Origin of the sequence: Agrobacterium sp. CFBP2214 (assembly GCF_030209895.1) — a bacterium.
Taxonomy (GTDB): Bacteria; Pseudomonadota; Alphaproteobacteria; order Rhizobiales; family Rhizobiaceae; genus Agrobacterium; species Agrobacterium radiobacter.
In genome coordinates this window covers 1202520-1227997 of sequence record NZ_JARVRC010000001.1, presented here as the reverse complement: position 1 = coordinate 1227997, position 25478 = coordinate 1202520, and the positions used below count along the sequence as shown (strand labels likewise).

21 protein-coding genes are annotated in these 25478 nt (G+C 59.0%); 7 read left to right on the top strand and 14 right to left on the bottom strand.

All coding sequences use genetic code 11. The features are described from left to right. Positions 1-35 precede the first annotated feature (35 nt). From QRN60_RS06115 to rpmG, 4 genes are all read left to right on the top strand, one after another. Positions 36-479, top strand: coding sequence for a DUF983 domain-containing protein (locus QRN60_RS06115; RefSeq protein ID WP_003502429.1), 444 nt, complete (start codon positions 36-38; stop codon positions 477-479). 61 nt (positions 480-540) lie between these two features. Continuing rightward, positions 541-1167 carry an NUDIX hydrolase gene (locus tag QRN60_RS06110; protein ID WP_003502427.1) on the top strand — a complete coding sequence of 209 codons (627 nt, stop codon included), beginning with the start codon at positions 541-543 and terminating at the stop codon, positions 1165-1167. A 17-nt stretch (positions 1168-1184) separates the two neighbouring features. After that, the gene (locus QRN60_RS06105) at positions 1185-2351 is read left to right on the top strand and encodes an MFS transporter (RefSeq protein WP_003502425.1); all 1167 of its coding nucleotides are present in this window, start codon (positions 1185-1187) and stop codon (positions 2349-2351) included. An 89-nt stretch (positions 2352-2440) separates the two neighbouring features. Further along, entirely contained in the window at positions 2441-2608 is a 168-nt protein-coding gene (gene rpmG, locus QRN60_RS06100; protein WP_003496403.1) for a 50S ribosomal protein L33, read from the top strand. Positions 2609-3493: 885 nt separating this feature from the next. Here the strand turns inward: rpmG and QRN60_RS06095 are convergent. After that, positions 3494-4864 (bottom strand): PleD family two-component system response regulator, encoded by a 1371-nt coding sequence (locus QRN60_RS06095; protein WP_284765113.1) that lies wholly within the window; start codon positions 4862-4864, stop codon positions 3494-3496. A gap of 18 nt (positions 4865-4882) precedes the next feature. After that, the gene (locus QRN60_RS06090) at positions 4883-5254 is read right to left on the bottom strand and encodes a response regulator (protein ID WP_003496409.1); all 372 of its coding nucleotides are present in this window, start codon (positions 5252-5254) and stop codon (positions 4883-4885) included. A 131-nt stretch (positions 5255-5385) separates the two neighbouring features. On the opposite strand from QRN60_RS06090, the gene QRN60_RS06085 reads away from it, so the two are divergent. Further along, the gene (locus tag QRN60_RS06085; RefSeq protein ID WP_060724106.1) at positions 5386-5694 is read left to right on the top strand and encodes a DUF3572 domain-containing protein; all 309 of its coding nucleotides are present in this window, start codon (positions 5386-5388) and stop codon (positions 5692-5694) included. A 21-nt stretch (positions 5695-5715) separates the two neighbouring features. On the opposite strand, the gene QRN60_RS06080 is transcribed toward QRN60_RS06085, so the two are convergent. Beyond that, positions 5716-5976 carry a BrnA antitoxin family protein gene (locus QRN60_RS06080; RefSeq protein ID WP_003502419.1) on the bottom strand — a complete coding sequence of 87 codons (261 nt, stop codon included), beginning with the start codon at positions 5974-5976 and terminating at the stop codon, positions 5716-5718. Beyond that, positions 5942-6229 (bottom strand): BrnT family toxin, encoded by a 288-nt coding sequence (locus tag QRN60_RS06075; RefSeq protein ID WP_003502417.1) that lies wholly within the window; start codon positions 6227-6229, stop codon positions 5942-5944. The genes QRN60_RS06080 and QRN60_RS06075 overlap by 35 nt, the downstream gene beginning before the upstream one ends. Before the next feature lie 179 nt (positions 6230-6408). Between QRN60_RS06075 and QRN60_RS06070 the strand changes: the two genes are divergently transcribed. Together QRN60_RS06070 and QRN60_RS06065 are read left to right on the top strand one after the other, a co-directional pair. Then, complete coding sequence (locus QRN60_RS06070) at positions 6409-7692, top strand: DNA polymerase IV (protein ID WP_121592217.1); 1284 nt, start codon at positions 6409-6411, stop codon at positions 7690-7692. A 169-nt stretch (positions 7693-7861) separates the two neighbouring features. Continuing rightward, a complete protein-coding gene (locus tag QRN60_RS06065; protein ID WP_129565056.1) occupies positions 7862-9100 on the top strand; it encodes a L,D-transpeptidase family protein in 1239 nt (412 codons plus the stop codon). A 21-nt stretch (positions 9101-9121) separates the two neighbouring features. Here the strand turns inward: QRN60_RS06065 and dnaE are convergent, their stop codons facing one another. The 10 genes from dnaE to nuoL form a co-directional block, all read right to left on the bottom strand. Then, positions 9122-12622 carry a DNA polymerase III subunit alpha gene (gene dnaE / locus QRN60_RS06060; protein WP_129565055.1) on the bottom strand — a complete coding sequence of 1167 codons (3501 nt, stop codon included), beginning with the start codon at positions 12620-12622 and terminating at the stop codon, positions 9122-9124. A 538-nt stretch (positions 12623-13160) separates the two neighbouring features. Then, a complete protein-coding gene (locus QRN60_RS06055) occupies positions 13161-13844 on the bottom strand; it encodes an ABC transporter ATP-binding protein (RefSeq protein ID WP_003502409.1) in 684 nt (227 codons plus the stop codon). A gap of 15 nt (positions 13845-13859) precedes the next feature. Beyond that, entirely contained in the window at positions 13860-15167 is a 1308-nt protein-coding gene (locus QRN60_RS06050; RefSeq protein ID WP_003502407.1) for a lipoprotein-releasing ABC transporter permease subunit, read from the bottom strand. A gap of 124 nt (positions 15168-15291) precedes the next feature. Continuing rightward, positions 15292-16614 (bottom strand): proline--tRNA ligase, encoded by a 1323-nt coding sequence (proS, locus tag QRN60_RS06045; protein ID WP_003502405.1) that lies wholly within the window; start codon positions 16612-16614, stop codon positions 15292-15294. 666 nt (positions 16615-17280) lie between these two features. Further along, the gene (locus QRN60_RS06040; protein ID WP_003502403.1) at positions 17281-17586 is read right to left on the bottom strand and encodes a DUF1467 family protein; all 306 of its coding nucleotides are present in this window, start codon (positions 17584-17586) and stop codon (positions 17281-17283) included. Positions 17587-17865: 279 nt separating this feature from the next. Further along, positions 17866-19533, bottom strand: a complete 1668-nt coding sequence (locus QRN60_RS06035) for a ribonuclease J (protein ID WP_129565053.1) — start codon at positions 19531-19533, stop codon at positions 17866-17868. A 203-nt stretch (positions 19534-19736) separates the two neighbouring features. After that, positions 19737-20477, bottom strand: coding sequence for a biotin--[acetyl-CoA-carboxylase] ligase (locus tag QRN60_RS06030; RefSeq protein ID WP_165000613.1), 741 nt, complete (start codon positions 20475-20477; stop codon positions 19737-19739). A gap of 26 nt (positions 20478-20503) precedes the next feature. Next, positions 20504-21946 (bottom strand): NADH-quinone oxidoreductase subunit NuoN, encoded by a 1443-nt coding sequence (gene nuoN / locus QRN60_RS06025; protein ID WP_003502395.1) that lies wholly within the window; start codon positions 21944-21946, stop codon positions 20504-20506. Positions 21947-21964: 18 nt separating this feature from the next. Beyond that, on the bottom strand, positions 21965-23476 hold the full coding sequence (locus QRN60_RS06020; protein WP_003502393.1) for an NADH-quinone oxidoreductase subunit M: 1512 nt from the start codon (positions 23474-23476) through the stop codon (positions 21965-21967). Next, complete coding sequence (gene nuoL / locus QRN60_RS06015; RefSeq protein ID WP_129565051.1) at positions 23476-25473, bottom strand: NADH-quinone oxidoreductase subunit L; 1998 nt, start codon at positions 25471-25473, stop codon at positions 23476-23478. Before nuoL ends, QRN60_RS06020 begins: the two co-directional genes overlap by 1 nt. Positions 25474-25478 lie beyond the last annotated feature (5 nt).

Below are 25478 nucleotides of genomic sequence, written 5' to 3'. Positions count from 1 at the left end.
GCAGGCGGTTGAACGAACGGGAGAAGGACTTAAGGATGAGTGCACATCAGGGCTCGGAAACGGTCACCTTCGGAGACGATAGCGCGGAACGGCCGCTTGGCCGCTCGATCATGCGGGGAATGGCCAATCGTTGCCCGGCCTGCGGCAGCGGCCGCCTGTTCCGGGCCTGGCTGAAGCCGGTGGACGCCTGCGCGGCCTGCGGCGAAGAAATGCATCATCACCGTTCGGACGACCTGCCGCCCTATATCTCCATCGTCATCATCGGCCATATCGCCGTTGGCGGCTTCATGATGACGGATATGGTCCTCAACATTCCCATGTGGGCGCATTTCGCCATCTGGGTGCCGATCACCATTCTGTCCGCACTTTTGACGCTACAACCGATCAAGGGCGGCGTCATCGGCCTGCAATGGGCGCTGCGAATGCACGGTTTTGATCGAAAACAGCAAAAAGTGCAGATAGACGGCTCGTCTCACTGACGTGAGCAGGAGCTTGCACGTGCCTGAGCTTTCCCGGGACCCCGAAACGGTGAGCGCCCCCATGCGGCCGCGAGACGCTGCCTCCATCATCCTCTTCGACCGTTCCGGCTCAGGACCCAGGGTCCTGATGGGCCAGCGCAGCAGCGCCCACGTCTTCATGCCGGGTGCCTATGTCTTTCCCGGCGGCAAACGCGATCCGCGCGACCATGCGCTGCCCTTTTCCGGTGATCTGCACCCTGCCGTCCTCAACAGCCTCACCGCTTCGGCGGCGCGCCGCCTGAGTGCCGCTGGCGCACGGGCTCTGGCGCTGGCCGCCGCGCGCGAGCTTTTCGAGGAAACCGGCGTGAACCTCGGAATGGGTGCCGAAGGTCCTGATCTCTCCCGTTTCCGATATGTGGCTCGCGCCATCACCCCACCCGGTAATGTGCGGCGCTACGACACGCGATTCTTCTGCTGTTATGCCGATGAGTTGGGGCTCGATGTCAGGCTCACCCGTGATTCCGACGAGCTCTCCAACGTGCAATGGCTTGACATGACAGACCTTTCCGGTCTGAACATGCCCAAAATCACACGTACGGTTCTCGAAGATGTCACAAAACTCATGATAGGTGATCCCTCACTGCCCTTTGAAAGCCCCGCGCGGCTCTATATCACGCGCCACGGCCGGTTCATTCGAGACTTTGTATAAAGGCCGTCATGTCACAAATGAAATGCGAAGAAGCGGACGCCATTCACTGGCCCTCACTGATCGCCGCCATTTCCGCCATCAGTGCGGTGGGTGTCGCCATCGGTCTCGGCCTGCCGCTCCTGTCGATCATCCTTGAGAAGCGCGGCATCTCCTCGACCATGATCGGGGTGAATTCGGCCATGGCGGGTGTCGCGGCGATGATGGCCGCCTCGGTAACCAGCAAGATCGCCCATGATTTCGGCGTGGCACGAACCATGCTTCTCGCGGTCCTGATTTCGGCGCTGAGCGCACTCGGCTTTTATTTCGCCGAAGCCTTCTGGATGTGGTTTCCGCTGCGAATCGTCTTCCATGGCGCGACCACGACGCTGTTCATTCTCTCCGAATACTGGATCAACATGACCGCGCCGCCGAAAAAACGCGGCATGGTTCTCGGCATTTACGCAACCGGCCTTGCGGTTGGTTTCGCGGTTGGTCCATTGCTGTTTTCCGTCGTCGGCAGCGAAGGCATCCTGCCCTTCCTCGTCGGCGCGGCGATCATCCTTCTGGCCGCTATCCCCATCTTCATGGCGCGCGGCGAGAGCCCGGAGCTGGACGAGCGGCCCAATCACCACTTCGTCCGCTACGTCTGGCTGGTGCCGATGGCGTCGGCTGCGGCTTTCGTGTTCGGTTCGGTGCAGGCGGGCGGCCTGTCGCTCTTTCCCATCTACGCCACCCGTGAGGGCTTCAACGAATCGCAGGCGGCGCTGCTGCTGACCGTCATGGGAATCGGCAACATGGTCTTCCAGATACCGATCGGCCTGCTTTCCGACCGGATGAAGGATCGGCGCACCATGCTCGCCCTCATGGCCTTTGCGGGCGTTTGCGGCACGCTGGCGCTGCCGGTTCTGGTGGAAAGCTGGCTTCTGGTGGCGGCGCTGCTGCTGTTCTGGGGCGGCCTCGTCTCCGGCATGTATACCGTCGGCCTCACCCATCTCGGCTCGCGCCTCAAGGGCGCTGATCTCGTGGCCGCCAATGCCGCCTTCATCTTCTGTTACGCCATGGGTACCATTGCAGGACCACAGGCCGTCGGCATTTCCATGGATGTTGCGGGCACCGATGGTTTCGCCTGGGCGCTTGCCGTATTTTTCGGGCTTTACGTGGTGCTTTATGGGTTCCGTTTTGTTTTCCGGGCAAAACAGGCTTGACTTTTCGGGCGCGATACGTAGTTTCGCGCCAGATTTAGCCGAGGTGAGAAGCGCCTGCGGCTTCTCTTTTGTTTAAAGGCAGGACGACCATGGCGAAAGCTACAACAATCAAGATCAAGCTGCTGTCGACAGCCGACACCGGTACCTTCTACGTCACCACCAAGAACAGCCGTACGTTCACGGACAAGATGACGAAGACGAAGTATGACCCGGTTGTACGCAAGCACGTTGAATTCAAGGAAACCAAGATCAAGTAATTTCTTGATCGGGTCTCCGGCAAAAAGCGCGCCCAATGGGCGCGTTTTTTGTTTGTACCCAGCAGAAGAAGTGGCCACAAGCCCTTTGCGCCCAGAGGCTTCCCAGCGGGAAAACAAGGGGCCTGCCTCCTGCCGCCGCGGAAATTGGGCGGTCATTGGCAACGTGTGGACGCAGGTTATCGATGAGTGGTCTGACGCACCGCTCACCACCGCAATCGTTCATGTGTTCAGAGGGTATGCTGGGGGTTACAGCCATCCGCCCCTGCCGCGTGACGACCTCGTCGCGTCGCGTAAGGAAGACGACTGCGCAAGCCGCTACGCTGCAACGCGTGTACCAAGAGCAGGCAATTTTCGGAAATAAGGCGGTCGGCCAACGATGTGATTACGGCACGAGGAACCGATTCGGACATCGTCAGCCGACCGACCCCACGATTCAGGAGATGCGGCGGACCTGAGCATCATGGGGCATTCAAACTACGCAATACCAGCCCCTGACGAGCGAAATCGCGACGGCTAAGCCGCAATCATTCATCATCGCAAGACGGATAAACCGCCGGAAGAACTGTTATTCTCGATTGTGAGTGTGCGCAGAAGTAAAATAAAAATCAAGAAATTCTTAAGCCAGAGACATATCACCTGGGAAACATGGTTAAGTATACAAAGCTGGCACACTATAGTTGCCGGAGAGATTGAATTCAACGTGTTTTTCAACTTGAACTCTATTTATATCGTTAAGCTGCACCCTTTCATTGCAAAACGATAAAATACATCCAAGGTCAATGGCTTGCAGTCTGGCGGTGTCCATGCCCGATTTCCGAGCGAATATTTCGCCGGGACATGACGGAGAGATTGCGGAATATTTTTAGTTAATCCGCCGCCGCCGGTTCAAGCGGCGGCCGCCACGACGCGGTTGCGGCCGGCGTGTTTCGCCTCGTAAAGCGCCTTGTCCGCATGTTTCAGGATTTCGTCCGGCACACCGAAGGCGCCGCTGCTGGTGGCTATGCCGAGAGAGGCGGTAATGCTCAATTCCCGATCGATGGAACGGACATAAAAGGGCTTGTCCTCCACGATCGCCCTCAGGCGCTCGGCGACACTTGCCGCAAGCTCTATCGGCGTATCGGGCATGACGACGACGAACTCCTCGCCGCCATAGCGGCAGGCAAGATCCGCACCGCGCACCGTGCTGCGGATGCGTGCCGCAAACTCCCGTAGCACCTCATCGCCGACATCATGGCCATAGGTATCATTGACCAGCTTGAAGCGGTCTATATCGGTCATGCAGATGGAGATCGGACGGCCGCGAACGGCGGCGCGGTCGAACAGTATCTTCAGGTGGTTGTCGAGGTAGCGGCGATTGTTGAGGCCAGTCAGCCCGTCGACAATGGCAAGTTCCATCGTGTGCTGGAGATTGAGCCGCAGATGCTCGTTATAACGCTTGCGCCTGATCTGCGTCAGCGAGCGGGCGACGAGTTCGTTCGGATCGATCGGGCGGAGAATATAATCGTTCACGCCGAGATCGAGCGCGCGCGCCACCATCTCATCCGCCCCCTGCTCCGCCACCAGAAGCAGCGGCAGGAAACGGGTGCGTTCCAGCGAGCGAAGCTGCGAGCACAGCCGCAGCGGATCGTAGTCCTCGAAATTGGAATTGACGATGACGAGTTCGAAGGGATTGCTCGCCGCCTTGAGCAGCGCCGCCTGCGGCTCCGTGACAGCATCGACCTCTGCAATCGGCTTGAGCGCCCGGACGATACGTTCCTGCGAGCTGGCGCGGCCGTCCGCCACCAATACGCGGCCGGGCGTCTGCATCAGGCCATCGCTGCGCAGCATCTCCTCGATGCCGATCTGCCGTGCGGTCTCGGCGCGCAGCCGCAGCTCATCGCTGACGGCCTTGAGGCGGACCAGGCTTTTGACGCGGGCGATCAGCTGCAGGTCGTTGACCGGTTTGGTCAGAAAATCGTCGGCGCCGGCTTTGAGGCCGCGCACGCGATCCGACGGCTGATCGAGTGCGGTGACCATCACGACCGGAATATGCGCCGTATTCGGATTGGCCTTCAGCCTTTCGCAGACCTCGAACCCGTCCATGCCCGGCATCATGATATCGAGCAGGATGATATCGACCTGCTCCTCGTCGCAGATAGCCAGCGCCTTGAAACCATCCTCGGCAGTGACGACATCGAAATATTCCGCCACAAGACGCGCTTCGAGAAGCTTCACATTGGCCGGAATATCGTCAACAACCAGAACTCTCGCCGTCATAACCGTTCCCCAGTCGCCTCACGCATCGCCCAGATAAGTCTTGATGATTTCGATGAACTTCGGAACGGAAATCGGCTTCGACACATAGGCCTCGCATCCGCCCTGACGAATGCGTTCCTCGTCGCCCTTCATGGCGAAAGCCGTGACCGCGATGACCGGAATGACATGCAGCTCGTCATCTTCCTTCAGCCATTTCGTCACCTCCAGCCCCGAAACTTCCGGCAGCTGGATATCCATGAGGATGAGGTCCGGGCGGTGCTTGCGGGCGAGATCGAGCGCTTCCATGCCGTTGCGCGTCTGGATCGTCGTATAACCAGACGCCTCGATCAGGTCGCGAAAGAGCTTCATGTTCAGCTCGTTATCTTCGACTATCATGACCTGCTTGGGCATGGTGAGCAGTCCCCGTTTCGCTTTGAAACCTTCATCCAGACATATAGGGTGTCAGAGAACCGATTCCATCGTCCATTTGTTGCGCAAGGCTAGAGGGATTTGGTTTCAAAATAGGTAACTTCGGGGAAGAAATGCTGCGCGATACGAAAAACAAAGGCAATGCCGGCAAAGATCCGCAAGAAACGGCCGCCGCCATACTTGGCTGGCTGGCAAACGAACCGGACATGCTGGCGCGTTTTCTGGCGCTGAGCGGATTGCAGGCCAACATGCTGCGCCAGACCGTCAACGATCCCGGCTTTCTGGCGGGGCTCACCGATTTTCTGATGAGCCACGAACCCGATCTGATGGCATTTTGCGCCGCGACCGATACGTCACCCGAAACAGTGGCGGCCGCCTGGCATCACTTTTCCGGCCCGGGGCTCGATTCTGGCGTTTATTGACGGGCCGAGAGACGGAGACAGTCAGCGTTTCAGCAACGTGCGGGCATAAGATTCCAGAACGGCGTTCATGCGTGTCTGGTATCCCTTCCCGGTGGATTTATACGCCTCGACAACGGATTTCTTGACCCGCAATGTTATTTGCTGTGTTCCCTCGGGCTCCACGAGTTTTGCGTTCGCCCAGAAGCGCTCATCCAATTCGGGAATATCGCTGTAGTCTATCTTCTCGTCCGGCAAGGCGGCGAGTTCTTCAAGGCTCAGTTCTTTTTCGTATTTCTTCGTCATAACGTTTCCTTTCACGGCGGTTTGCCGGCCGGGCGGAGATGATGCGGATGAGACCGGCACGATCGGTATGAATGACCGCCAGAAATACTATTCCTTCGATCTGCCCGATGGTGTGATAACGCGTCTCGCCATACGCTACGCGCTCATCGACCCATGACAGGACCGCATTTTCGAAGATTCGAATCGCAGTCCGAAATCCGACGCCATGCTTTCGGATGTTGGACCGGTTTTTCTCTTCATCCCATTCAAACATGCGTAAAAAATCATCTACAATTGTAACTACAAATATGAGTCAAGATCAAATATTTCCCGCCGCTATGCAAGCTTTTCCCATTCTCCGGGGTTTGAAATCTGGGCTTTGTCGCCAACGCCCCTTGAGCCGTCGTCACGGCCGGAGTATGGTCGGCAACGTTCTGGTTTTGTTTTCGGCTCATGTCTACGTCGCACCCCTATGATCCCGGTTTTTGCCGCGACTGTCTGGCCGGCCAGCCAGAAGGGTTGAGGCGTTGCCGCGCCTGTGGCAGCCCGCGCCTTGTTTATCACGCTGAACTTTACGATCTGAGCATTGCCCATATCGACTGCGACGCCTTTTATGCCTCTGTTGAAAAACGGGATAATCCGGAACTGGCCGACAAGCCCGTGATCGTTGGTGGCGGCAAGCGCGGGGTGGTTTCCACCGCCTGTTATATCGCCCGCATTCAGGGCGTGCGCTCCGCAATGCCCATGTTCAAGGCGCTGGAAGCCTGTCCTGACGCGGTGGTCATCAAGCCGGACATGGAGAAATACAGCCGTGTCGGGCGCGAAATCCGGGCGATGATGCAGGAATTGACGCCGCTCGTGCAGCCAATTTCCATAGACGAGGCGTTTCTCGATCTTTCCGGCACCGAGAGGCTGCATCACGATCCACCGGCCCGTGTGCTGGCGAAATTCGCCCAGCGCGTGGAAAAGGAAGTGGGCGTGACCGTTTCAGCCGGGCTTTCCTATTGCAAATTTCTCGCCAAGGTCGCGTCCGACCTGCAAAAACCGCGTGGCTTTTCAGTGATCGGTGAAGCGGAAGCACTGTCCTTTCTGGCGGCGCGGCCGGTAACCACCATCTGGGGCGTGGGCAAGGCCTTTGCGGCGACGCTGGAAGCGGACGGTATCCGCATGATCGCGCAGCTGCAAGAGATGGAGGAAAGCGAGCTGATGCGCCGTTATGGCGTGATGGGGCAGCGCCTCTTCCGGCTTTCCCGCGGCATTGACGAGCGGCACGTGCATAATAACGACCCCGTCAAAAGCGTGTCTTCCGAAACCACCTTTTTCAACGATATTTCCCGCCATGAGGATCTGGTGCCGATCCTGCGCTCTCTATCCGAAAAGGTTGCCTGGCGGCTGAAGAAGAGCGGCATTGCCGGTCAGACGGTGGTGCTGAAGATGAAGACGGCCGACTTCAAGCTCCGCACCCGCAACCGCAGGCTGGACGATCCCACGCAGCTTGCCGACCGGATTTTCCGCACCGGCCTCTCGCTGCTGGAGAAAGAAACCGACGGCACCAAATTTCGCCTCATCGGCATTGGCGTCAGCGATCTGCGCGATGCGGGCCTCGCCGACCCTCCCGATCTCGTCGACAGACAGGCGGGACGGCGGGCGGCGGCGGAAGCGGCGATGGACAAGCTGCGCGACAAGTTCGGCAAGGGCAGCGTCGAGACCGGCTATACTTTCGGAACACGCAAATAATGCCCGCTGGGTTGTGCGAAGGGTCGCGCAATCCCGCCCCCGTCACGTCGTGCCCGATATATTTTAGATTTTACACAAATTAGTGATGTTCGGGATAAGCCGTCCTTAAACTTCATTAAACTTCGCGTGGTTGAGTGAGGCAAGTTTTGTGCATGTGGTGTATTGCGTCATGTCCCTTCGCCTCCGTCTTATGGCTGGCATGCTGTCGGCCAGCATTCTCGCCTTTCCGGCGCTTGCCGCTGACAGCCGCGCGCTGCAGATTTTGGTATCAAAAAGCGATCAGTCGCTCTCGCTTTATGAAAATGGCGAGATCATCGCCACCTCGAAAGTCTCCACCGGCAAGGCCGGGCATGAGACACCGAGCGGCATATTCTCCATTCTGGAAAAGCGGAAATACCACGAGTCGAATATCTATTCGGCTGCACCCATGCCCTTCATGCAGCGGCTGACATGGTCCGGCATCGCACTGCACGAAGGCAAGGTGCCGAACTATCCTGCCTCGCATGGCTGCGTGCGCCTGCCTTCCAAATTCGCCAAGTCACTTTTCGGCGACACGCGCACTGGCGTCCATGTCATCATCACCGATCGCCCGGTCTCGCTGCGCTTCGTACAGCATCCGGCTCTGTTCGCCCCGCGCGACGATGCCGATGACGGCAAGCTGCTTCTTTCGGATGTGGAGTTGCGCCCGGCGACATTCGATGCAGCCTTGGGCACGGTTGAGGTTGCCGTCAATGAAAAGACCCAGTCCCTCAAGCCGGCGGCGAAGGCCAGAGAACCCTCACCCCTGCGCATTCTCATCACCCGGCGTGGCGAACGCGAAAAGGTGATGGATATTCAAACCGTGCTGACCCGTCTCGGCTTCGATGCTGGTTCTGCCGATGGTTACACCGGAGAGATGACGATCAGCGCAATCAATGGTTTCAAGCGCTGGAAGGGGCTGAAGACCACCGGGCCGCTTCTGACCGACGCCTTCGTGGCGGCGCTTTATGCCTCCGCCGGTGAAGACCATCCGCCGACCGGCCAGATCATGGTGCGGCAGGATTTCAAACCGCTGTTCGAAGCAGCCATCGACATCAAGGACCCGGAAGTGGCGCTCGGAACCCACTTCTTCGAGGCTGTTACCGTGGACCGCGCGGCTGGAACTGCCGAATGGAACGGCGTGACGCTCGAAAACCACCTGCCGGCGGCAGCCCGCAGGCGGCTCGGAATCACCGTTACCGAGGCCCCTGGCGGCTTCGATCAATTGAGCGCCGTGCTCAGCCGCCTCGAAATACCCGCAGAGATACGCAGCCGTATCGAACAGGAGCTTTCAAGCGGCAGCTCGATCACCGTTTCCGACATTAGTCACCAGATGGAAACAGGCGCCGGAACGGACTTCATCACCGTTACGAAAGAAGGGCCGGTATGAGCGACGTGTGAGGCGCGAGCCTCACACCAGTTCCACGTCAACGACACCGGGTGCGGACCGCAGCGCAGCGGCGATTTCCGGCGAGATACGGTATTTCTCCGTCAGTTCCACCTCGATCTCGCGGCTGCCTTCATCCTTGATGACGATGAAATAGACCGAGCCGTCACCCTTGGTGTTGAGATGGCGGGCGACCGTTTTCAGCGGACCGGAATCGCGCACATAAACGCGCAAGGCCTTCTGCATCTGCACGGATTTCTCTTCAAGCGACTGCGCCGTCTGTATACGCAGGCCGATGCCTTCCGGGCGCTCTTCCGCCTGCACGGTGATAACAAGCGATTTGCCGACTTCCAGCAGATCCCGGAACTGGCCGAGCCCTTCGGAAAACAGCACCGCCTCATATTGCCCTGATGCATCCGAGAAGGTGACGATGCCCATCTTGTTGCCGGTGCGGGTCTTGCGTTCCTGCTTGCCGGTGACGGTGCCGGCCAGACGCCCGGCGGTCGCACCCTGTTTCACCGCCGCTGAAAAATCGGCGAAATTCTGCACCCGCAACTTTTCCAGCACGGGGCGATAGGTATCGAGAGGATGGGCGGTGAGGTAAAAACCGAGAACCTGATATTCACGCAGCAGTTTTTCCGAAGCGAGCCAGGGCTGGAAAGCGGGCAGGACAAGCTTTTCCGGGCCGTTGCCGCCGCCGGAACCGAACATGTCCGACTGGCCGATGGTGCGATTGTTCTGCGCCATCTGCGCATAACCGATAATGCGTTCCAGCCCGCCGATCAGCTCGGCGCGGTCGCGGCCGAAACAATCGAAAGCGCCGGCATTGATCAGGCTTTCCAGCACACGCCGGTTGATCTGCTTGGGGTCGATGCGTAGGCAGAAATCCTCAAGGCTCGTGAACGGCTTGCCGTCGCGAACCTGGACGATGTGTTCCACCGCTCCCTCGCCTACGCCCTTGATGGCGGCCAGCGAATAATAGATGCGGTTTTCACCTGTCTCGAACTGGCGGAAGGACGTCTGCACCGAAGGTGCGACGACCTCGATGCCAAGGCGGCCTGCATCCTGCCGGAAATCGTTGAGCTTTTCCGTGTTCGCCATATCGAGCGTCATGGAGGCCGCGAGGAACTCTACCGGATAATGCGCCTTCATATAGGCGGTCTGGTAGGACACGATGGCGTAGGCGGCGGCATGGCTCTTGTTGAAGCCGTAATTGGCGAATTTCGCCAGAAGGTCGAAGATGGTGTTGGCTTGCGGCTTCGAGACGCCATTCTTGATGGCGCCATCGACGAAGCGCTCACGCTGCTGGTCCATCTCCTCCTTGATCTTCTTGCCCATGGCGCGGCGCAGAAGATCGGCTTCGCCGAGCGAATAACCTGACAGGACCTGGGCGATCTGCATCACCTGTTCCTGATAGACGATAACGCCCTGCGTTTCCTTGAGCAGATGGTCGATGGTCGGGTGGATTGATTCCAGCTCCTCCTCGCCATGTTTGCGGGCGTTATAAACCGGGATGTTTTCCATCGGGCCGGGACGATAAAGCGCCACCAGCGCGATGATGTCCTCGATGCAGTCTGGCCGCATGCCGATCAGCGCCTTGCGCATGCCGGCACTTTCCACCTGGAACACGCCGATGGTTTCGCCGCGCGACAGCATCTCGTAAGTTTTGGCGTCATCCAGCGGGATGGCGGCAAGATCAACCTTGATGCCGCGCTTGGCGACGAAATCCACCGCCACCTTCAGCACCGTCAGCGTCTTCAGGCCGAGGAAGTCGAATTTGACGAGGCCGGCGCTTTCCACCCATTTCATGTTGAACTGGGTGACCGGCATATCGGATCGCGGATCGCGATACATCGGCACCAGCTTGGAGAGTGGCCGATCGCCAATGACGATACCGGCGGCGTGGGTGGAGGCGTGACGGTAAAGCCCCTCAATCTTCTGTGCGATATCCAAGAGGCGGGCGACGACCGGCTCCTTGTCCGCCTCTTCCTGCAGGCGCGGCTCTTCCTCGATCGCTTTTGACAGCGGCGTCGGATTGGCCGGGTTGTTGGGCACCAGCTTGCAGATCTTGTCCACCTGCCCATAGGGCATTTCCAGCACGCGGCCGACATCGCGCAAGGCCGCGCGCGCCTGCAGCGAACCGAAGGTGATGATCTGCGCCACCTGCTCACGGCCATATTTGGCCTGCACGTAACGGATCACCTCTTCACGGCGGTCTTGGCAGAAGTCGATATCGAAGTCGGGCATCGATACGCGTTCGGGATTGAGAAAGCGTTCGAACAGCAGCGAGAAGCGCAGGGGGTCGACGTCGGTAATGGTAAGCGCGTAAGCGACAAGCGAACCCGCACCCGAACCACGGCCAGGGCCTACCGGAATATCATGCTGCTTGGCCCATTTGATGAAGTCGGCAACGATCAGGAAGTAACCGGGAAACTTCATGCGCGAGATGACGCCGAGTTCGAAATCCAGCCTGTCGCGATACTCCTGCTCCGTATAACCGGCCGCCATGCCGAGCGCTGCCAGCCGCTGATCCAGCCCCTCCACCGCCTGGCGGCGAAGCTCCTCGGCTTCAGCGCGTTCCGCCGCTTCGGGGTCGTCGCTGGCGCCGGTGAAGCGCGGCAGGATCGGGCCACGCTTCTTCAGCACGAAGGAGCAGCGGAGCGCGATCTCGACAGTGTTTTCGAGCGCCTCGGGAATGTCGGCAAAAAGCGCCACCATCTCCTCACGACTCTTGAGGTAATGGTCGGGCGTCAACCGAAACCGGCTGTCATCGGAGACGATGGCGTTGTGCGCCACCGCCATCAGCGCATCATGCGCCTCGTAATCAGCCTTGGAGGGGAAGAACGCTTCATTGGTGGCAACCAGCGGAATATCATGCTCGTAAGCAAGGCCGATCATGCGCCGCTCATGGGAACGGTCGTAGCCGGACTGGCGCTGCAATTCGATGTAGAGACTGTCCCCGAAGAGTGACTTCAATGTCAGCAGCCGCTCTTTCGCCTGCGCTGCATGGCCTTCCTTCAAGGCCATATCCACCGGTCCGCCAGAAGCGCCCGTCAGCGCGATCAAGCCGGCATTGGAGGCTTCCTCCAGCCATGCGCGGGTAATATGCACCGAATGACTGCTGCCCTCGCCTTCCAGATAGGCGCGGCTGACGATATCCACCAGCCGCTCATAACCTTCGGCATTGGCGGCCAGCAGAACGATGGCGGGAAGCTTCTGAAGATGGCTATTGTGGTTGCGGCGATCCTCTGCCGCATCCTGCATGTCGATCGACAGCTGGCAACCGATGATCGGCTGCAGACCCTCATCGCGCGCCTTTTCGGAAAACTCCAGCGCAACGAAGAGGTTGTTGGTGTCGGTAATGGCTATGGCCGGCTGGCCGTCCGCGACGGCCTTGGACATGATTTTCTTGAGGGGCAACGCCCCCTCAAGCAGGGAATAAGCGGAATGAACCCGAAGATGGACGAAACCGGGGGTCTTCAACGTTTCGCCAGAGGTCTCTCCACGCATAACGGTATCGCCCATATCATCATCCTGTCATTCTGAATCGAGGGGGCGATTTTCCGATTTCCGGCGCTTAATGTCCACCGCTTTGCGGCGTCCATACAGGCTTCTGCGCCGGTGTCTTCTTCACAGGGCGGTGAGGATCACCGAGAAGCTGGCAACAAAGACAGCGATGGAAGCGAAAGCAGCAACGTCACGGATGAAATCAGTCATTGGTCTCTCCTTACTCGTTATGTTCTAACTTTGTTCTCATTTTGTTCGATTGTCAACAGGGTTCTGCTGATATTCCTCTTGCTAATGTACGAGAATCGCCTTCGGTTCCGATCAAGGGAACGGCAAGCCGCTGACTCCAAAGCGAAAAACCCGAAGGCAAAAAACGCCTCCGGGTTCGGAAAAAAATCAAATTCAGAGAACAGCTATTCTTCAGGAGGCGACGGAGAGATTGATCCGGGCTCGCGACGGTTCGTCCTCGTTCCCTCACGGCAACGACCAGCGTAGTCGTTTCGGTCGCTCCGGAAGGCATGTGATGTGCGAGGACCAACCCCGCGCAATCCCATGGTCAGAAATCGACGATCTTGCCGTCGGCGAGCGTTACACGCCGATCCATGCGGGCGGCGAGTTCATGATTGTGGGTGGCAATCAGCGCCGCGAGGCCGGATTGGCGCACCAGCGCCTCCAGCGCGTCGAATACGTAATGCGCGGTTTCCGGATCGAGATTGCCGGTCGGCTCGTCGGCGAGCAGCAGGAGCGGCGCGTTGGCGACGGCGCGGGCAATGGCGACACGCTGCTGTTCACCGCCCGAGAGTTCGGCCGGACGGTGTTCGCCGCGATGCCCCACACGCATATAGTCGAGCAGCGCGCTGGCGCGCTTGCGAGCTTCAGCCTGGGTGAGACCGGCGATGAGCTGCGGCATCATCACATTTTCCACCGCCGAGAATTCCGGCAGGAGGTGATGGAACTGATAAACGAAGCCGATATCGCTGCGGCGGATCGCGGTGCGCGTTTCATCCGGCAGGCCGTTGCAGGGCGCGTCGTTAATATAGACCTCGCCGGCATCGGGATGTTCCAGCAGGCCTGCCAGATGCAGCAGCGTTGATTTGCCGGTGCCCGAAGGGGCGACCAGCGCCACCATCTCACCGCTCTTCAATTCAAAATCGGCCTTGCGCAGAATGGAAAGCGACGTCTCGCCCTGACCATAGGTTCTCTCAACGCCGGTGAGCCGCAGCACTGTTTTTTTTGCCATATTGCGAAGCGGTCCTTATTCGTAACGCAGGGCCTGCACCGGATCGAGCTTGGAAGCCCGCCATGCCGGGAAGATCGTTGCCAGGAAAGAGAGCGTGAGCGCCATGATGACAACGGAAATCGTTTCGCTGATATCCATTTCTGCCGGAAGCTGGCTCAAGAAATAAAGCTGCGGGTCAAACAGCACCGTGCCCGAAATCCAGGAGAAGAACTGCCGGATGGATTCCACGTTGAGGCAGACGATGACGCCGAGCGCCACACCGGCGAAGGTGCCGACCATACCGATGGCCGCACCCGTCATGAAGAAGATGCGCATCACCGCGCCCGAACTTGCGCCCATGGTGCGCAGAATGGCGATATCGCTGCCCTTGTCCTTCACCAGCATGATGAGGCCGGAAATGATGTTCAGCGCCGCCACCAACACGATAAGGGTGAGGATCATGAACATGACGTTTCGTTCCACCTGCAGGGCGGAGAAGAAGGTCTGGTTCCGCTGCCTCCAGTCGGTAATGTAGATCTGCCTTTCGGCCGCCTGCTCCACCAGCGGACGGATGCCATCGACATCATCCGGGCGGCTCACATAAAGCTCAATGGATTGCACGATGCCGTCGGCATTGAAATAAAGCTGGGCTTCGGACAGAGGCATATAGATCATCGATGCGTCGTATTCCGACATGCCGATCTCGAAGACACCGGAAATCTTGTAAGACTTGACGCGCGGATTGACGCCCATCGGCGTTACGTCACCTTCTGGTGATATGAGGGTGATATCGTCACCCGCCGTAACACCAAGCTGGGCGGCGAGCCTGGAGCCGACGAGAACGCCGTCACCCGCCATGAAGCCGACGAGGTCGCCGGTCTTGATGTTGGTGGCGACTTCCTTGACCTTGTCGATATCCTCCTGGCGCACACCGCGCACCAGAGCGCCGGAACCCGCACCGCCACGACCGGAGGCCAATGTCTGGCCCTCCACCAGCGGCAGAGCCATGGTGACGCCGGGTACGGCGGCGAATTTCTTAGCCAGCTCATCATAATTATTGAAGGGCTGGTCGATCGGCTGCACGATCATATGGCCGTTGATGCCGAGAATGCGGGAAATCAGCTCCGTGCGGAACCCGTTCATGACAGCCATGACGATGATAAGCGTCGCCACGCCCAGCATGATGCCGACAAAGGAAAAACCGGCGATGACGGAAATGAATGCTTCCTTGCGCCGCGACCGCAGATAGCGCCAGGCCACCATGCGTTCGAAAGCGGAAAACGGCCGGGCGGTCTTTGCCCCGGCGGAAACAGCCGCACCCTTGTCAGCCTCGGCTTGTGCCATGTCGTCTCCCTGATCTCAAACTGCAAGGCCGGTCTTTTCCGAAAACCGGCCCATATTTCTGCTGCATCTGCGCTACGAAACCGGAGCGGACGTCGGGTGAAGCCGCTCCGTCTTCCATTCGCGCTTAGGCGAGCACCTTGTTCATCGCCGCCTCGATCGTCACGGTCTCCCGCTCGCCGGTCTTGCGATCCTTCACTTCGACTTCGCCATTCGCGACCGAACGCGGGCCGACGATGATCTGCAGCGGCACGCCGATCAGATCAGCGGTGGCGAATTTCTGGCCCGCCCGGTCGTCCGTATCGTCGTAGAGAACATCCTTGCCGGCGTTGGAGAGCTGATAATACAGCTTTTCACAGGCCGCATCGCAGGCCGCATCGCCAGCCTTCATGTTGATGATCACGACGTCGAAAGGAGCGACCGAGGCCGGCCAGATGATTCCGTTCTCGTCATGCGATGCTTCAATGATGGCGGGAACAAGGCGTGTCGGCCCGATGCCATAAGAACCCATGTGGACGGGGTGTTCCTTGCCGTCCTTGCCCTGCACTTTCGCGCCCATCGGCTCGGAATATTTGGTGCCGAAATAGAAGATGTGCCCAACCTCGATGCCGCGCGCGGAAAGGCGCTCGCCTTCGGGAATGGCGTCATAGGCGGCCTCGTCGTGCATTTCGGACGTGGCTGCGTAATCGGTCGTCCACTCGTCGAACACGCCCTGCAGCGCCGCGACATCGTCGAAATCGGTGCTTTCAGCTGGAATGCCGCGGTCGAGGAAGCTCTTGTGGCAGAAGACTTCGGATTCGCCGGTATCGGCCAGAATGATGAACTCATGACTGTGGTTGCCGCCGATCGGGCCGGTATCGGCGCGCATGGGAATGGCGCGCAGGCCCAGGCGCTCGAAGGTCCGCAGGTAAGCCACGAACATCTTGTTATAGGAATGGATCGCGTCTTCCTTGGTCAGGTCGAAGGAATAGGCGTCCTTCATCAGGAACTCGCGCGAACGCATCGTGCCGAAACGGGGACGCACCTCGTCGCGGAACTTCAGCTGGATATGATAGAGGTTCAGCGGCAGGTTCTTGTAGGACTTCACATAGGAACGGAAGATGTCGGTGATCATCTCCTCGTTGGTGGGGCCATAGAGCATCTGGCGGTCCTGACGGTCCTTGATGCGCAGCATTTCCTTGCCATAGTCGTCATAACGGCCGCTCTCCTGCCAGAGCTCGGCGGTCTGCAGCGTCGGCATCAGAAGCTCGATGGCGCCGGAACGGTCCTGCTCCTCGCGGATGATCTTGTTGACCTTGTCGAGCACGCGTTTGCCGAGCGGCAGCCAGGAATAGATGCCAGCCGATTGCTGCCGGATCATGCCGGCGCGCAGCATGAGGCGGTGAGAGACAATCTCGGCTTCCTTGGGGTTTTCCTTCAGGATGGGCAGGAAATAACGGCTAAGACGCATGACGGCTTCCATTGATGTGGACGACAGCGCCAAAAGGCGCGGGAATCGCCCCGAATAGAGGGATATTGGCGCCGGATATAGCGGTTTCTGACCCAGATGAAAACCCGCCATGCAAAGAGCGTTAAAGGCGATTTTGTGGTATTTTCGCGATAGCTAATTCGCGTCAAAACGCTTTGGCCGGAATATTATTCTTGATCCGGTGCGACAAATTGCACCACAGAGAATTTTTTGCCGACTGTAACAAATATGCAAAAAATGAGATGACAAGCATGGGGGTTTGAGCTAGCTTTAGCTTACAAAAGAGGCAGGAAGTTTAAATTCTTGTCATTTTCGCGGTCAGTCTTGGGAGGATCAGATCTTAGGCGCGCTCGTTCGCAGCCCCGGTAACGGTTACAGATCACGCGAAACCTGAAAACAAGGCTGAAAGGCCTTGTTTTTTTTTGCTTCTGCGCGCATTTCCCTGCGCCCGGCCATCATCCCAGTAGAATTACGGCGATGAATCAGGCACCCGGCAAGCTCCTGCTGTGTGCACGATAGATATGACATCCATATGACAGAGTCTCAGCCAGATTCACGGCAGACTGCCCCTTGCATAGGCAGGCGCTTCGGCTTGCTATCAGGTTGGGCGCAGATGTAGGCGGGGGCGGACATTGCCCGCGCTTTTTTTCAGTCGAAAACGGGAATAATTCTCGGCAGGTCATCAAGGCTGACGCCGAACCACCAAGTTCCGCCATACCAGATCCCGCAGATCAGGGCCGAGATCAGGGTCGTCCACAACACGATCCGTCCGCCCTTGAAGCTGGATGGCGCGCTGGCAACCGTCCCCAGCGCCACATCGCCCTCATCGTCCTGGGTGCGCAGGCCAATCGGCAGCACGATAAAAAGCACCGTCCACCAGACGATGAAATAAACGGCGAAGACCGAAAGAAGCGGCATGTGATCCTCCTGCACAATGCGCTTCTTGTAACGCATTCATTCGCAAACCGGAATCAATTCCCTGCAAGATGCATAAAAAGCCTTGAAAAGCGGAACAGAACCGCGCTTTGAGCAGGCACACGCAGGTAGCCGACAAAGGCGGACGATCTCTCCTCCGTCATGCCGGCCCCCGGAACAAGCCCGAGGATGATCCGGCATCCAACCACGGCGCGTCTGCGCCGTGAGAGGAGTCTTTACGCGATCAAGAGCTTGATCGCGCTGGACCCCGGATCTAGTCCGGGGTGACGGCATGCGGATGATACCCCGCTTTCCGGCTCAGACCTTCGTGACGAAAACCGTCACGATCGGCTTCTTGCCCCAGCTCTGATTGGCGGCGGCGCGCACGGCGCGGCGCACCGCTTCACGCAGCAGCTCCAGATCCTTGCGGCGGGCGCGCGGAATGCTTTCGACGGCGCCAAGCACGGCGTCATAAAGCGTGTCTTCCATCGCCTCATCCTCGTCATCGAATTCCGGCAGGCCGAAAGGCGCCACATCGGGATCGCCGAGGAAATCGTAACGGCTGTCCAGCACGACATTGACCGCGACATGGCCGGCGAAAGAAAGCTTGCGGCGATTGCTGATGCCCATCTCGTCCATGTCACCGACGAGATTGCCGTCCTTGAAGACGCGGCCATGTGGCACGTCGTCGATAACCTCCGCCGGGCCGGGAGCAAGGCGCAGAACATTTCCGTTGCGCACCTTCGGTACCTGCGAAATGCCGGCCTGTTCGGCCAGTTCCTTCTGCGCCACCAGATGCGCCGCCTCACCATGCACGGGCACGACGATCTGCGGCTTCGTCCACTCATACATCTTCAGAAGTTCATTACGGCGCGGATGGCCGGAGACATGCACTAGCGCCTCATTGTCCGTGACAATGTGCACGCCCTGCTCGATCAGGCCGTTCTTGATCTCGATGATCGCCTTTTCGTTGCCGGGAATGGCGCGTGAGGAAAATACGACAGTATCTCCCGACGCGAGCGCCACATTGCGCATCTCGTCGCGGGAAAGCTTGGCGAGCGCTGCGCGCGGTTCGCCCTGCGAACCGGTCAGGATCAGCACCACACGGTCGCGCGGAATATAACCATATTCATCTTCTGCGAGGAACGGCTTGATGCCTTCCATGATGCCGAGATCCTGCGAGACATTGACGACCCGCTTCAGCGACGAGCCCAGCAGCAGCACCTCGCGGCCCGCGGCCTCAGCAGCCTGCGCAATCGAACGGATGCGCCCGACGTTGGAGGAGAAGGTGGTGACCGCCACGCGGCCTTCGGCATTTTCGATGATCTGGCGCAGGCCTTCGGAAACCTCGTGTTCGGAGGGCGACACACCATCGCGCACCGAATTGGTGCTGTCGCACATCAGTGCCAGCACACCCTCTTCGCCGATGGCGCGAAAGCGCGCCTCATCCGTCAACGGCCCGAGCGACGGCGCTTCGTCGATCTTCCAGTCACCGGTGTGGATGACATTGCCGAGCGGCGTGCGAATGACCAGCGACATCGGCTCGGGAATGGAGTGGTTGACACCAACAGCCTCGATTTCGAACGGACCGACATTGATACGGTCGCCAGCCTTGAAGATCGTCACCGGAATTTCGGCGCGCGTGCCCTCATAAGCGCGCTTGGCTTCCAGCATGCCGGCGGTGAAAGGCGAGGCATAAACCGGGACATTGAGGCCGGGCCACAGATCATTCAGCGCGCCATAATGGTCCTCATGGGCGTGGGTGATGATGATGCCCTTGAGGTTCTTCTTCTGCTCGGCGATATAGCTGATGTCAGGCAGAACGAGATCGACGCCCGGCAGATCGAGACCGGCGAATGTCACGCCGCAATCCACCATGATCCATTGGCGCTTGCTTTCCGGCCCATAGCCGTAAAGCGCCAGATTCATGCCGATTTCACCCACACCGCCGAGCGGTATAAAGACCAGTTCGTCCTGTTTAGCCATTGTTTTTCTTATCCATTCACGAAAGCACGCGGACGACGGCATTTTGCCGTGCCCACCGCCTCTATCCAGCATCGGACCTGTTAAACCATCTGATCGACCGGGCCGATGCGGAACCGGTTTGTCACCCTGCATTTCATGAGCCGCAGGAAAGCTCCAACCTCTGGAACCGGTTCGGCGCGGCTTCCTGGGCCGCGCCGTTCACCTCATCCGAAAAATACGTCGCCGGCGGCGATGGAGCGCCTGGCGCCCTCGTCTTCATCCAGCAGCAGATAACCATTATCATCAATTCCGACGAAACGCCCGCCAATCGAACGATCAGGGAAATTGACGGTGATATGTTCGCCAATACCGCAGGCGGCCGCCCGCCAGCCGGTCATGATGCCGGAAACACCCCTGCCCTCGTCCCAGTCCCGCAGCACATCAGCCGTCTCGCGGAAGAGATGGGCGAACAGCTCGTCGGGAGAGCAGGACGCGCCATGTTCGGAGAGCATGGTGACGGGATAAAGCGGATTGTCCGGCTTATGGGCGATATTGATGCCGATGCCGATGACGATGGCGCGCCGGCCGCCAGGCAGCAGCTCCGCTTCCATCAGGATGCCGCAGGTCTTGCGGCGACCGATCAGCACGTCATTCGGCCATTTGATCTCCAGCGGTTCACCATTCGTCGGCAGCACCGCGCGAATGGCGCGATAGACTGCAAGCGCAAAAGCGAGCGGCAGGGAGCCGATGCGGTCCATCGGCGCGGGATCGACCAGAAGAAGCGATGCGTAGAGATTGCCGGGTTCGGAAACCCATGGCCGGCCACGGCGGCCGCGGCCGCCGGTCTGGCGGATGGCGGTAACCCACAGATTGCCGCCATCGCCTGCCCTTGCCCGGGCAAAACATTCCAGATTGGTCGATGGCGTTTCCGCCATCGCCTCGTGCCGGAAATCATCGATGGACATCCGACCCGTATGCTTGTGTGTGCTGCTCAAAAGAAGGTCTTCGCCGCAACAGTCACCGCGTTGCCGAGCGCACCGCCAAAGACAATGAAGGCGACAACGAACAGGGCCGAAAGCGCATAAACGACTTTCAGTTCGCCAGCCGGACGCTCGAATTTGTCCTTGGCCTCATCGAACCACATGACCTTGACGACGCGGATATAGTAGTAGGCGCCGACCACCGAGCCGATCACGCCGATGATGGCGAGCGGATAGAGCTTCGCTTCAATGGCGGCGAGGAAGACGTAATACTTGCCGAAGAAGCCGGCGAGCGGCGGAATGCCGGCAAGCGAAAACATCAGGATCGTCAGCACAACCGCCATGAAGGGGTTGGAAGATGAAAGACCGGCGAGATCCTCGACAGTCTCGACATTGCCGATTTCCTTGCGGCGCATGGAGAGAATGCAGGCGAAGGTGCCGAGCGTCATGACCATGTAGATGGTCATGTAGAGAATAACGCCCGAGATACCGGCTTCGGTGCCGGCGGCAAGACCAACCAGCGCGTAACCCATGTGACCGATGGAGGAATAGGCCATCAGGCGCTTGATGTTCTTCTGGCCGATCGCGGCGAAGGAGCCGAGCAGCATGGAGGCGATGGAAATGAAGACGACAATCTGCTGCCAGTCGGCAAAGACCGGCTGGAACGCCTCGATGACGATGCGAACGAGGATCGCCATGGCGCCGATCTTGGGCGCGGCCGAGAGGAATGCCGTGACCGGGGTCGGCGCACCTTCATAGACATCAGGCGTCCACATGTGGAACGGCACGGCCGAGATCTTGAATGCCAGACCGGCGAGAACGAAGACCAGGCCGAAAACGAGGCCGAGCGAACGGGTTTCGGCCGCCAGAACCTGCGCGATTTCGGTGAAGCCGGTATTGCCGGTGAAGCCGTAGACCAGCGACATACCATAGAGCAGCATGCCGGAGGAGAGCGCGCCGAGCACGAAGTACTTCAGACCCGCTTCCGTGGAGCGCAGGCTTTCGCGGTTGATGGCGCAGACGACGTAGAGCGCCAGCGACTGCAGTTCCAGCGCCATGTAGAGCGAGATCAGGTTGTTGGCCGAGATCATCAGCAGGATGCCGAGGGTCGCGAGAACCAGCAATACCGGATATTCGAAACGGCCGATCGGCTCGAAACGGCCCTGGCCGACGGCCAGGATCATGGCGGTGATGGAGCCGATCAGCGCCAGTACCTTCATGAAGTTGCCGAAGGCATCGGCGATGTAGACACCGCCGAAAGCCACGCCCGATGCGGGGGCAAAGATGATCCAGAGACCGACGACGAGCAGGAGGGCAACGGCAAGGCCGGTGACCGTCGTTGTCGACTTGTCGCCCGAGAAGACACCAATCATGAGCAGCGCCAGCGCGCCGACCGCAAGGATCAGCTCGGGCGTCGCAATGTGCAGACTGGCAAAAAGGATTTCAGCGGTCATGTCCAACGGGTCCTGTCGTCAATTCATAGTGAGCGCAACATTTTGCGCCGCCTGCAGTGCAGCCGTATAGTTGTTTACCAGAAGATCGACCGATGCGGCGGTGGCATCGAAAACCGGAGCCGGATAGACGCCGAAGAAGATCGTCAGAGCAACCAGCGGGTAAAGGATGACCTTTTCGCGGGTCGACAGATCGAGCATCGATTTCAGGCTTTCCTTCTCGAGCGCACCGAAGATCACGCGGCGGTAGAGCCACAGCGCGTAGGCGGCCGAGAGGATGACACCGGTTGCCGCAAACAGCGCGACCAGCGTATTGGCGCGGAAGACACCGATCAGCGTCAGGAATTCACCGACAAAGCCTGACGTGCCGGGCAGACCGACATTGGCCATGGTGAAAATCATGAAGGCGACGGCATATTTCGGCATGTTGTTCACAAGACCGCCATAGGCCGAAATCTCGCGGGTGTGCAGCCGGTCATAAACCACGCCGACGCAGAGGAAGAGCGCGCCCGACACGATGCCGTGCGACAGCATCTGGAAGATTGCGCCCTGCACGCCCTGCACGTTGGCGGCGAAGATACCCATGGTCACGTAACCCATGTGGGCAACGGAGGAATAGGCGATCAGCTTCTTGATGTCGTCCTGCATCATCGCCACCAGCGAGGTGTAGATGATGGCGAGAACCGACAGCGTGAAGACGAAGGGTGCGAAATAATCAGACGCCAGCGGGAACATCGACAGCGAGAAACGGATGAAACCATAACCGCCGAGCTTCAGCATGACGCCGGCAAGGATGACAGAACCTGCGGTCGGCGCCTGAACGTGGGCATCCGGCAGCCAGGTGTGAACCGGCCACATCGGCATCTTGACCGAGAAGGCTGCGAAACAGGCAAGCCATAGCCAGGTCTGCATGCCGGCCGGGAAGCCGTACTTCAGAAGTTCGGTCATGTCGGTCGTACCCGCCTGCCAGTACATCGCCATGATGGCGAGCATGGTCAGAACCGAGCCGAGAAGCGTGTAGAGGAAGAACTTGTAGGATGCGTAGACGCGATCCTTGCCGCCCCAGACGCCGATGATGATGAACATCGGGATCAGCGTCGCTTCGAAGAAAACGTAGAAGAGAACCGTATCCAGCGCCACAAAGACGCCGATCATGACCACTTCCAGAAGCAGGAAGGCAATCATGTATTCCTTGATGCGCTTTTCGATCGAATCCCAGCTTGCCAGCACGCAGAAGGGCATGAGGAAGGTGGTGAGGATGACGAACAGCATGGAGATGCCGTCGACACCGAGATGATAGGCGGCAATGTTGCCGAACCAGGCATGCTTCTCGACCATCTGGAAGCCGGGGTTCGAATTGTCGAAACCGATCCAGATGAACAGCGACACGATGAAGGTGAAGACGGTCGTCAGCAGCGAGACATTGAGAATGTTGCGGCGACCATAGGGGCCGTTCTCATTCGTCAGAAGCAGCAGCACCACGCCGACGAGCGGCAGAAAGGTGACCGTTGAAAGAATGGGCCAATCGGTCATCAGAGGGCACTCCCGAGCATCATCCAGGTGACAAGCGCCGCGATGCCGATCAGCATCGCAAAGGCATAGTGATAAAGGTAACCGGATTGCAGGCGGACCATGCGGTTGGTCACGTCAACCACACGCGCTGCAATGCCGTTCGGTCCATAGTGGTCGATGACGGCGACGTCGCCCTTCTTCCACAGGAAGCGGCCAAGCGCCTTTGCGGAGCGAACGAAGAGGAAGTCGTAGAGTTCGTCGAAGTACCACTTGTTGAGAAGGAACTGGTAGAGGCCGCGATGGGTCTCGGCCAGACGCTTCCGCGTCTCCGGCGACTTGATGTACATGTACCATGCGGTCACGAAACCAAGCGCCATGGCGAAGAACGGGCTCCACTTCACCCACAGCGGAACATGGTGGAACTCTTCGAGGATTTCATTTTCCGGAAGCGTGAACAGGGCGCCCTTCCAGAATTCGGCATATTCATGACCGAAGAAATAACCTTCGAAGGCCACACCGGCAAAGATCGCGCCAACGGTGAGGATGAAGAGCGGGATCAGCATGACCATCGGCGATTCATGCACATGGTGCATCACGTCGGCCGAAGCGCGCGGCTTGCCGAAGAAGGTCATGAAGGCCAGACGCCAGGAGTAGAAGCTGGTGAACAGCGCGGCGATGACCAGCAGCGTGAAGGCGACGCCCGAGAGAACCGAATGGGACGCGTAAGCGGATTCGATGATGACGTCCTTCGAGAAGAAGCCGGCAAAACCGATCATCGTGCCCGGGATCCCGACGCCGGTCAGCGCCAGCGTGCCAACGGTCATGGTCCAGAAGGTGATCGGGATATGCTTGCGCAGGCCGCCCATGTAACGCATGTCCTGCTCGCCATCGACGGCGTGGATAACCGAACCGGCGCACAAGAACAGCAGGGCCTTGAAGAAGGCGTGTGTGAAGAGGTGGAACACGGCAGCACCATAAGCGCCGACGCCGAGCGCCACGAACATGTAACCAAGCTGCGAGCAGGTCGAATAGGCAATCACGCGCTTGATATCGTTCTGTACGAGACCAACGGTCGCCGCGAAGAAGGCGGTGATCGCGCCGATCAGCGTCACGACGGTAAGCGCGTCATGCGACAGTTCGAACAGCGGCGACATGCGGGCGACGAGGAAGACGCCGGCGGTAACCATGGTTGCGGCGTGAATGAGGGCAGACACCGGGGTCGGGCCTTCCATCGCGTCCGGCAGCCAGGTGTGCAGCAGGAACTGCGCCGATTTACCCATCGCGCCCATGAAGAGCAGCAGGCAGACGCCGGTCATCGCATTGGCCTTGTCCAGCTGCATGCCGAACAGGTTGATGACGGTTTCCGTGGAAGCGGCACCTTCGGCCGGCAGATAGGTGCTGGCGGCAGCGAAGATGGTTTCGAGATTGATCGAGCCGAACAACACGAACACGCCGCCAATACCGAGGATGAAACCAAAGTCGCCGACGCGGTTGACGATGAAGGCCTTCATGGCCGCAGCCGAAGCGGACGGCTTCTTGAACCAGAAGCCGATCAGCAGATAGGACGCCAGACCAACGCCTTCCCAGCCGAAGAACATCTGCAGCAGGTTGTCGGAGGTCACCAGCATCAGCATGGCGAAGGTGAAGAGCGACAGATAGGCGAAGAAGCGCGGACGATGCGGATCGTGGTGCATGTATCCGATCGAATAGAGGTGCACCAGCGTCGAGACCGTGTTGACGACGACGAACATGACGGCCGTCAGCGTATCGATGCGGAACGCCCATTCGACGTCGATGCCGCCGGACTGGATCCAGCGCAGCACGGTGACCTTGATCACCTCGCCCGGCTCGCCATGGGCAAGCGCGACACTGAAGAAGACGATCCATGACAGGATGGCGACCACGATCATCAGACCGGTGGTGACATATTCCGAAGCCTTGGCGCCGATCGACCGGCCAAACAGGCCGGCGATCAGGAAGCCGATCAGAGGAAGAAAGACGATAGCCTTGTAGATCATAGCCT

Excerpts from the sequence above, each read along its gene's own strand:
- rpmG (WP_003496403.1), top strand. The coding sequence starts at position 2,441 with ATGGCGAAAGCTACAACAATCAAGATCAAGCTGCTGTCGACAGCCGAC.
- QRN60_RS06030 (WP_165000613.1), bottom strand. The coding sequence starts at position 20,477 with ATGTCCATCGATGATTTCCGGCACGAGGCGATGGCGGAAACGCCATCG.
- nuoN (WP_003502395.1), bottom strand. The coding sequence starts at position 21,946 with ATGACCGCTGAAATCCTTTTTGCCAGTCTGCACATTGCGACGCCCGAG.
- dnaE (WP_129565055.1), bottom strand. The coding sequence starts at position 12,622 with ATGGGCGATACCGTTATGCGTGGAGAGACCTCTGGCGAAACGTTGAAG.
- QRN60_RS06095 (WP_284765113.1), bottom strand. The coding sequence starts at position 4,864 with ATGACGGCGAGAGTTCTGGTTGTTGACGATATTCCGGCCAATGTGAAG.
- QRN60_RS06115 (WP_003502429.1), top strand. The coding sequence starts at position 36 with ATGAGTGCACATCAGGGCTCGGAAACGGTCACCTTCGGAGACGATAGC.
- QRN60_RS06055 (WP_003502409.1), bottom strand. The coding sequence starts at position 13,844 with ATGGCAAAAAAAACAGTGCTGCGGCTCACCGGCGTTGAGAGAACCTAT.
- QRN60_RS06105 (WP_003502425.1), top strand. The coding sequence starts at position 1,185 with ATGAAATGCGAAGAAGCGGACGCCATTCACTGGCCCTCACTGATCGCC.
- QRN60_RS06070 (WP_121592217.1), top strand. The coding sequence starts at position 6,409 with ATGTCTACGTCGCACCCCTATGATCCCGGTTTTTGCCGCGACTGTCTG.
- nuoL (WP_129565051.1), bottom strand. The coding sequence starts at position 25,473 with ATGATCTACAAGGCTATCGTCTTTCTTCCTCTGATCGGCTTCCTGATC.
- QRN60_RS06075 (WP_003502417.1), bottom strand. The coding sequence starts at position 6,229 with ATGTTTGAATGGGATGAAGAGAAAAACCGGTCCAACATCCGAAAGCAT.
- QRN60_RS06085 (WP_060724106.1), top strand. The coding sequence starts at position 5,386 with ATGCTGCGCGATACGAAAAACAAAGGCAATGCCGGCAAAGATCCGCAA.
- QRN60_RS06110 (WP_003502427.1), top strand. The coding sequence starts at position 541 with ATGCGGCCGCGAGACGCTGCCTCCATCATCCTCTTCGACCGTTCCGGC.
- QRN60_RS06040 (WP_003502403.1), bottom strand. The coding sequence starts at position 17,586 with ATGCGTTACAAGAAGCGCATTGTGCAGGAGGATCACATGCCGCTTCTT.
- QRN60_RS06050 (WP_003502407.1), bottom strand. The coding sequence starts at position 15,167 with ATGGCACAAGCCGAGGCTGACAAGGGTGCGGCTGTTTCCGCCGGGGCA.
- proS (WP_003502405.1), bottom strand. The coding sequence starts at position 16,614 with ATGCGTCTTAGCCGTTATTTCCTGCCCATCCTGAAGGAAAACCCCAAG.
- QRN60_RS06080 (WP_003502419.1), bottom strand. The coding sequence starts at position 5,976 with ATGACGAAGAAATACGAAAAAGAACTGAGCCTTGAAGAACTCGCCGCC.
- QRN60_RS06090 (WP_003496409.1), bottom strand. The coding sequence starts at position 5,254 with ATGCCCAAGCAGGTCATGATAGTCGAAGATAACGAGCTGAACATGAAG.
- QRN60_RS06065 (WP_129565056.1), top strand. The coding sequence starts at position 7,862 with ATGTCCCTTCGCCTCCGTCTTATGGCTGGCATGCTGTCGGCCAGCATT.
- QRN60_RS06035 (WP_129565053.1), bottom strand. The coding sequence starts at position 19,533 with ATGGCTAAACAGGACGAACTGGTCTTTATACCGCTCGGCGGTGTGGGT.
- QRN60_RS06020 (WP_003502393.1), bottom strand. The coding sequence starts at position 23,476 with ATGACCGATTGGCCCATTCTTTCAACGGTCACCTTTCTGCCGCTCGTC.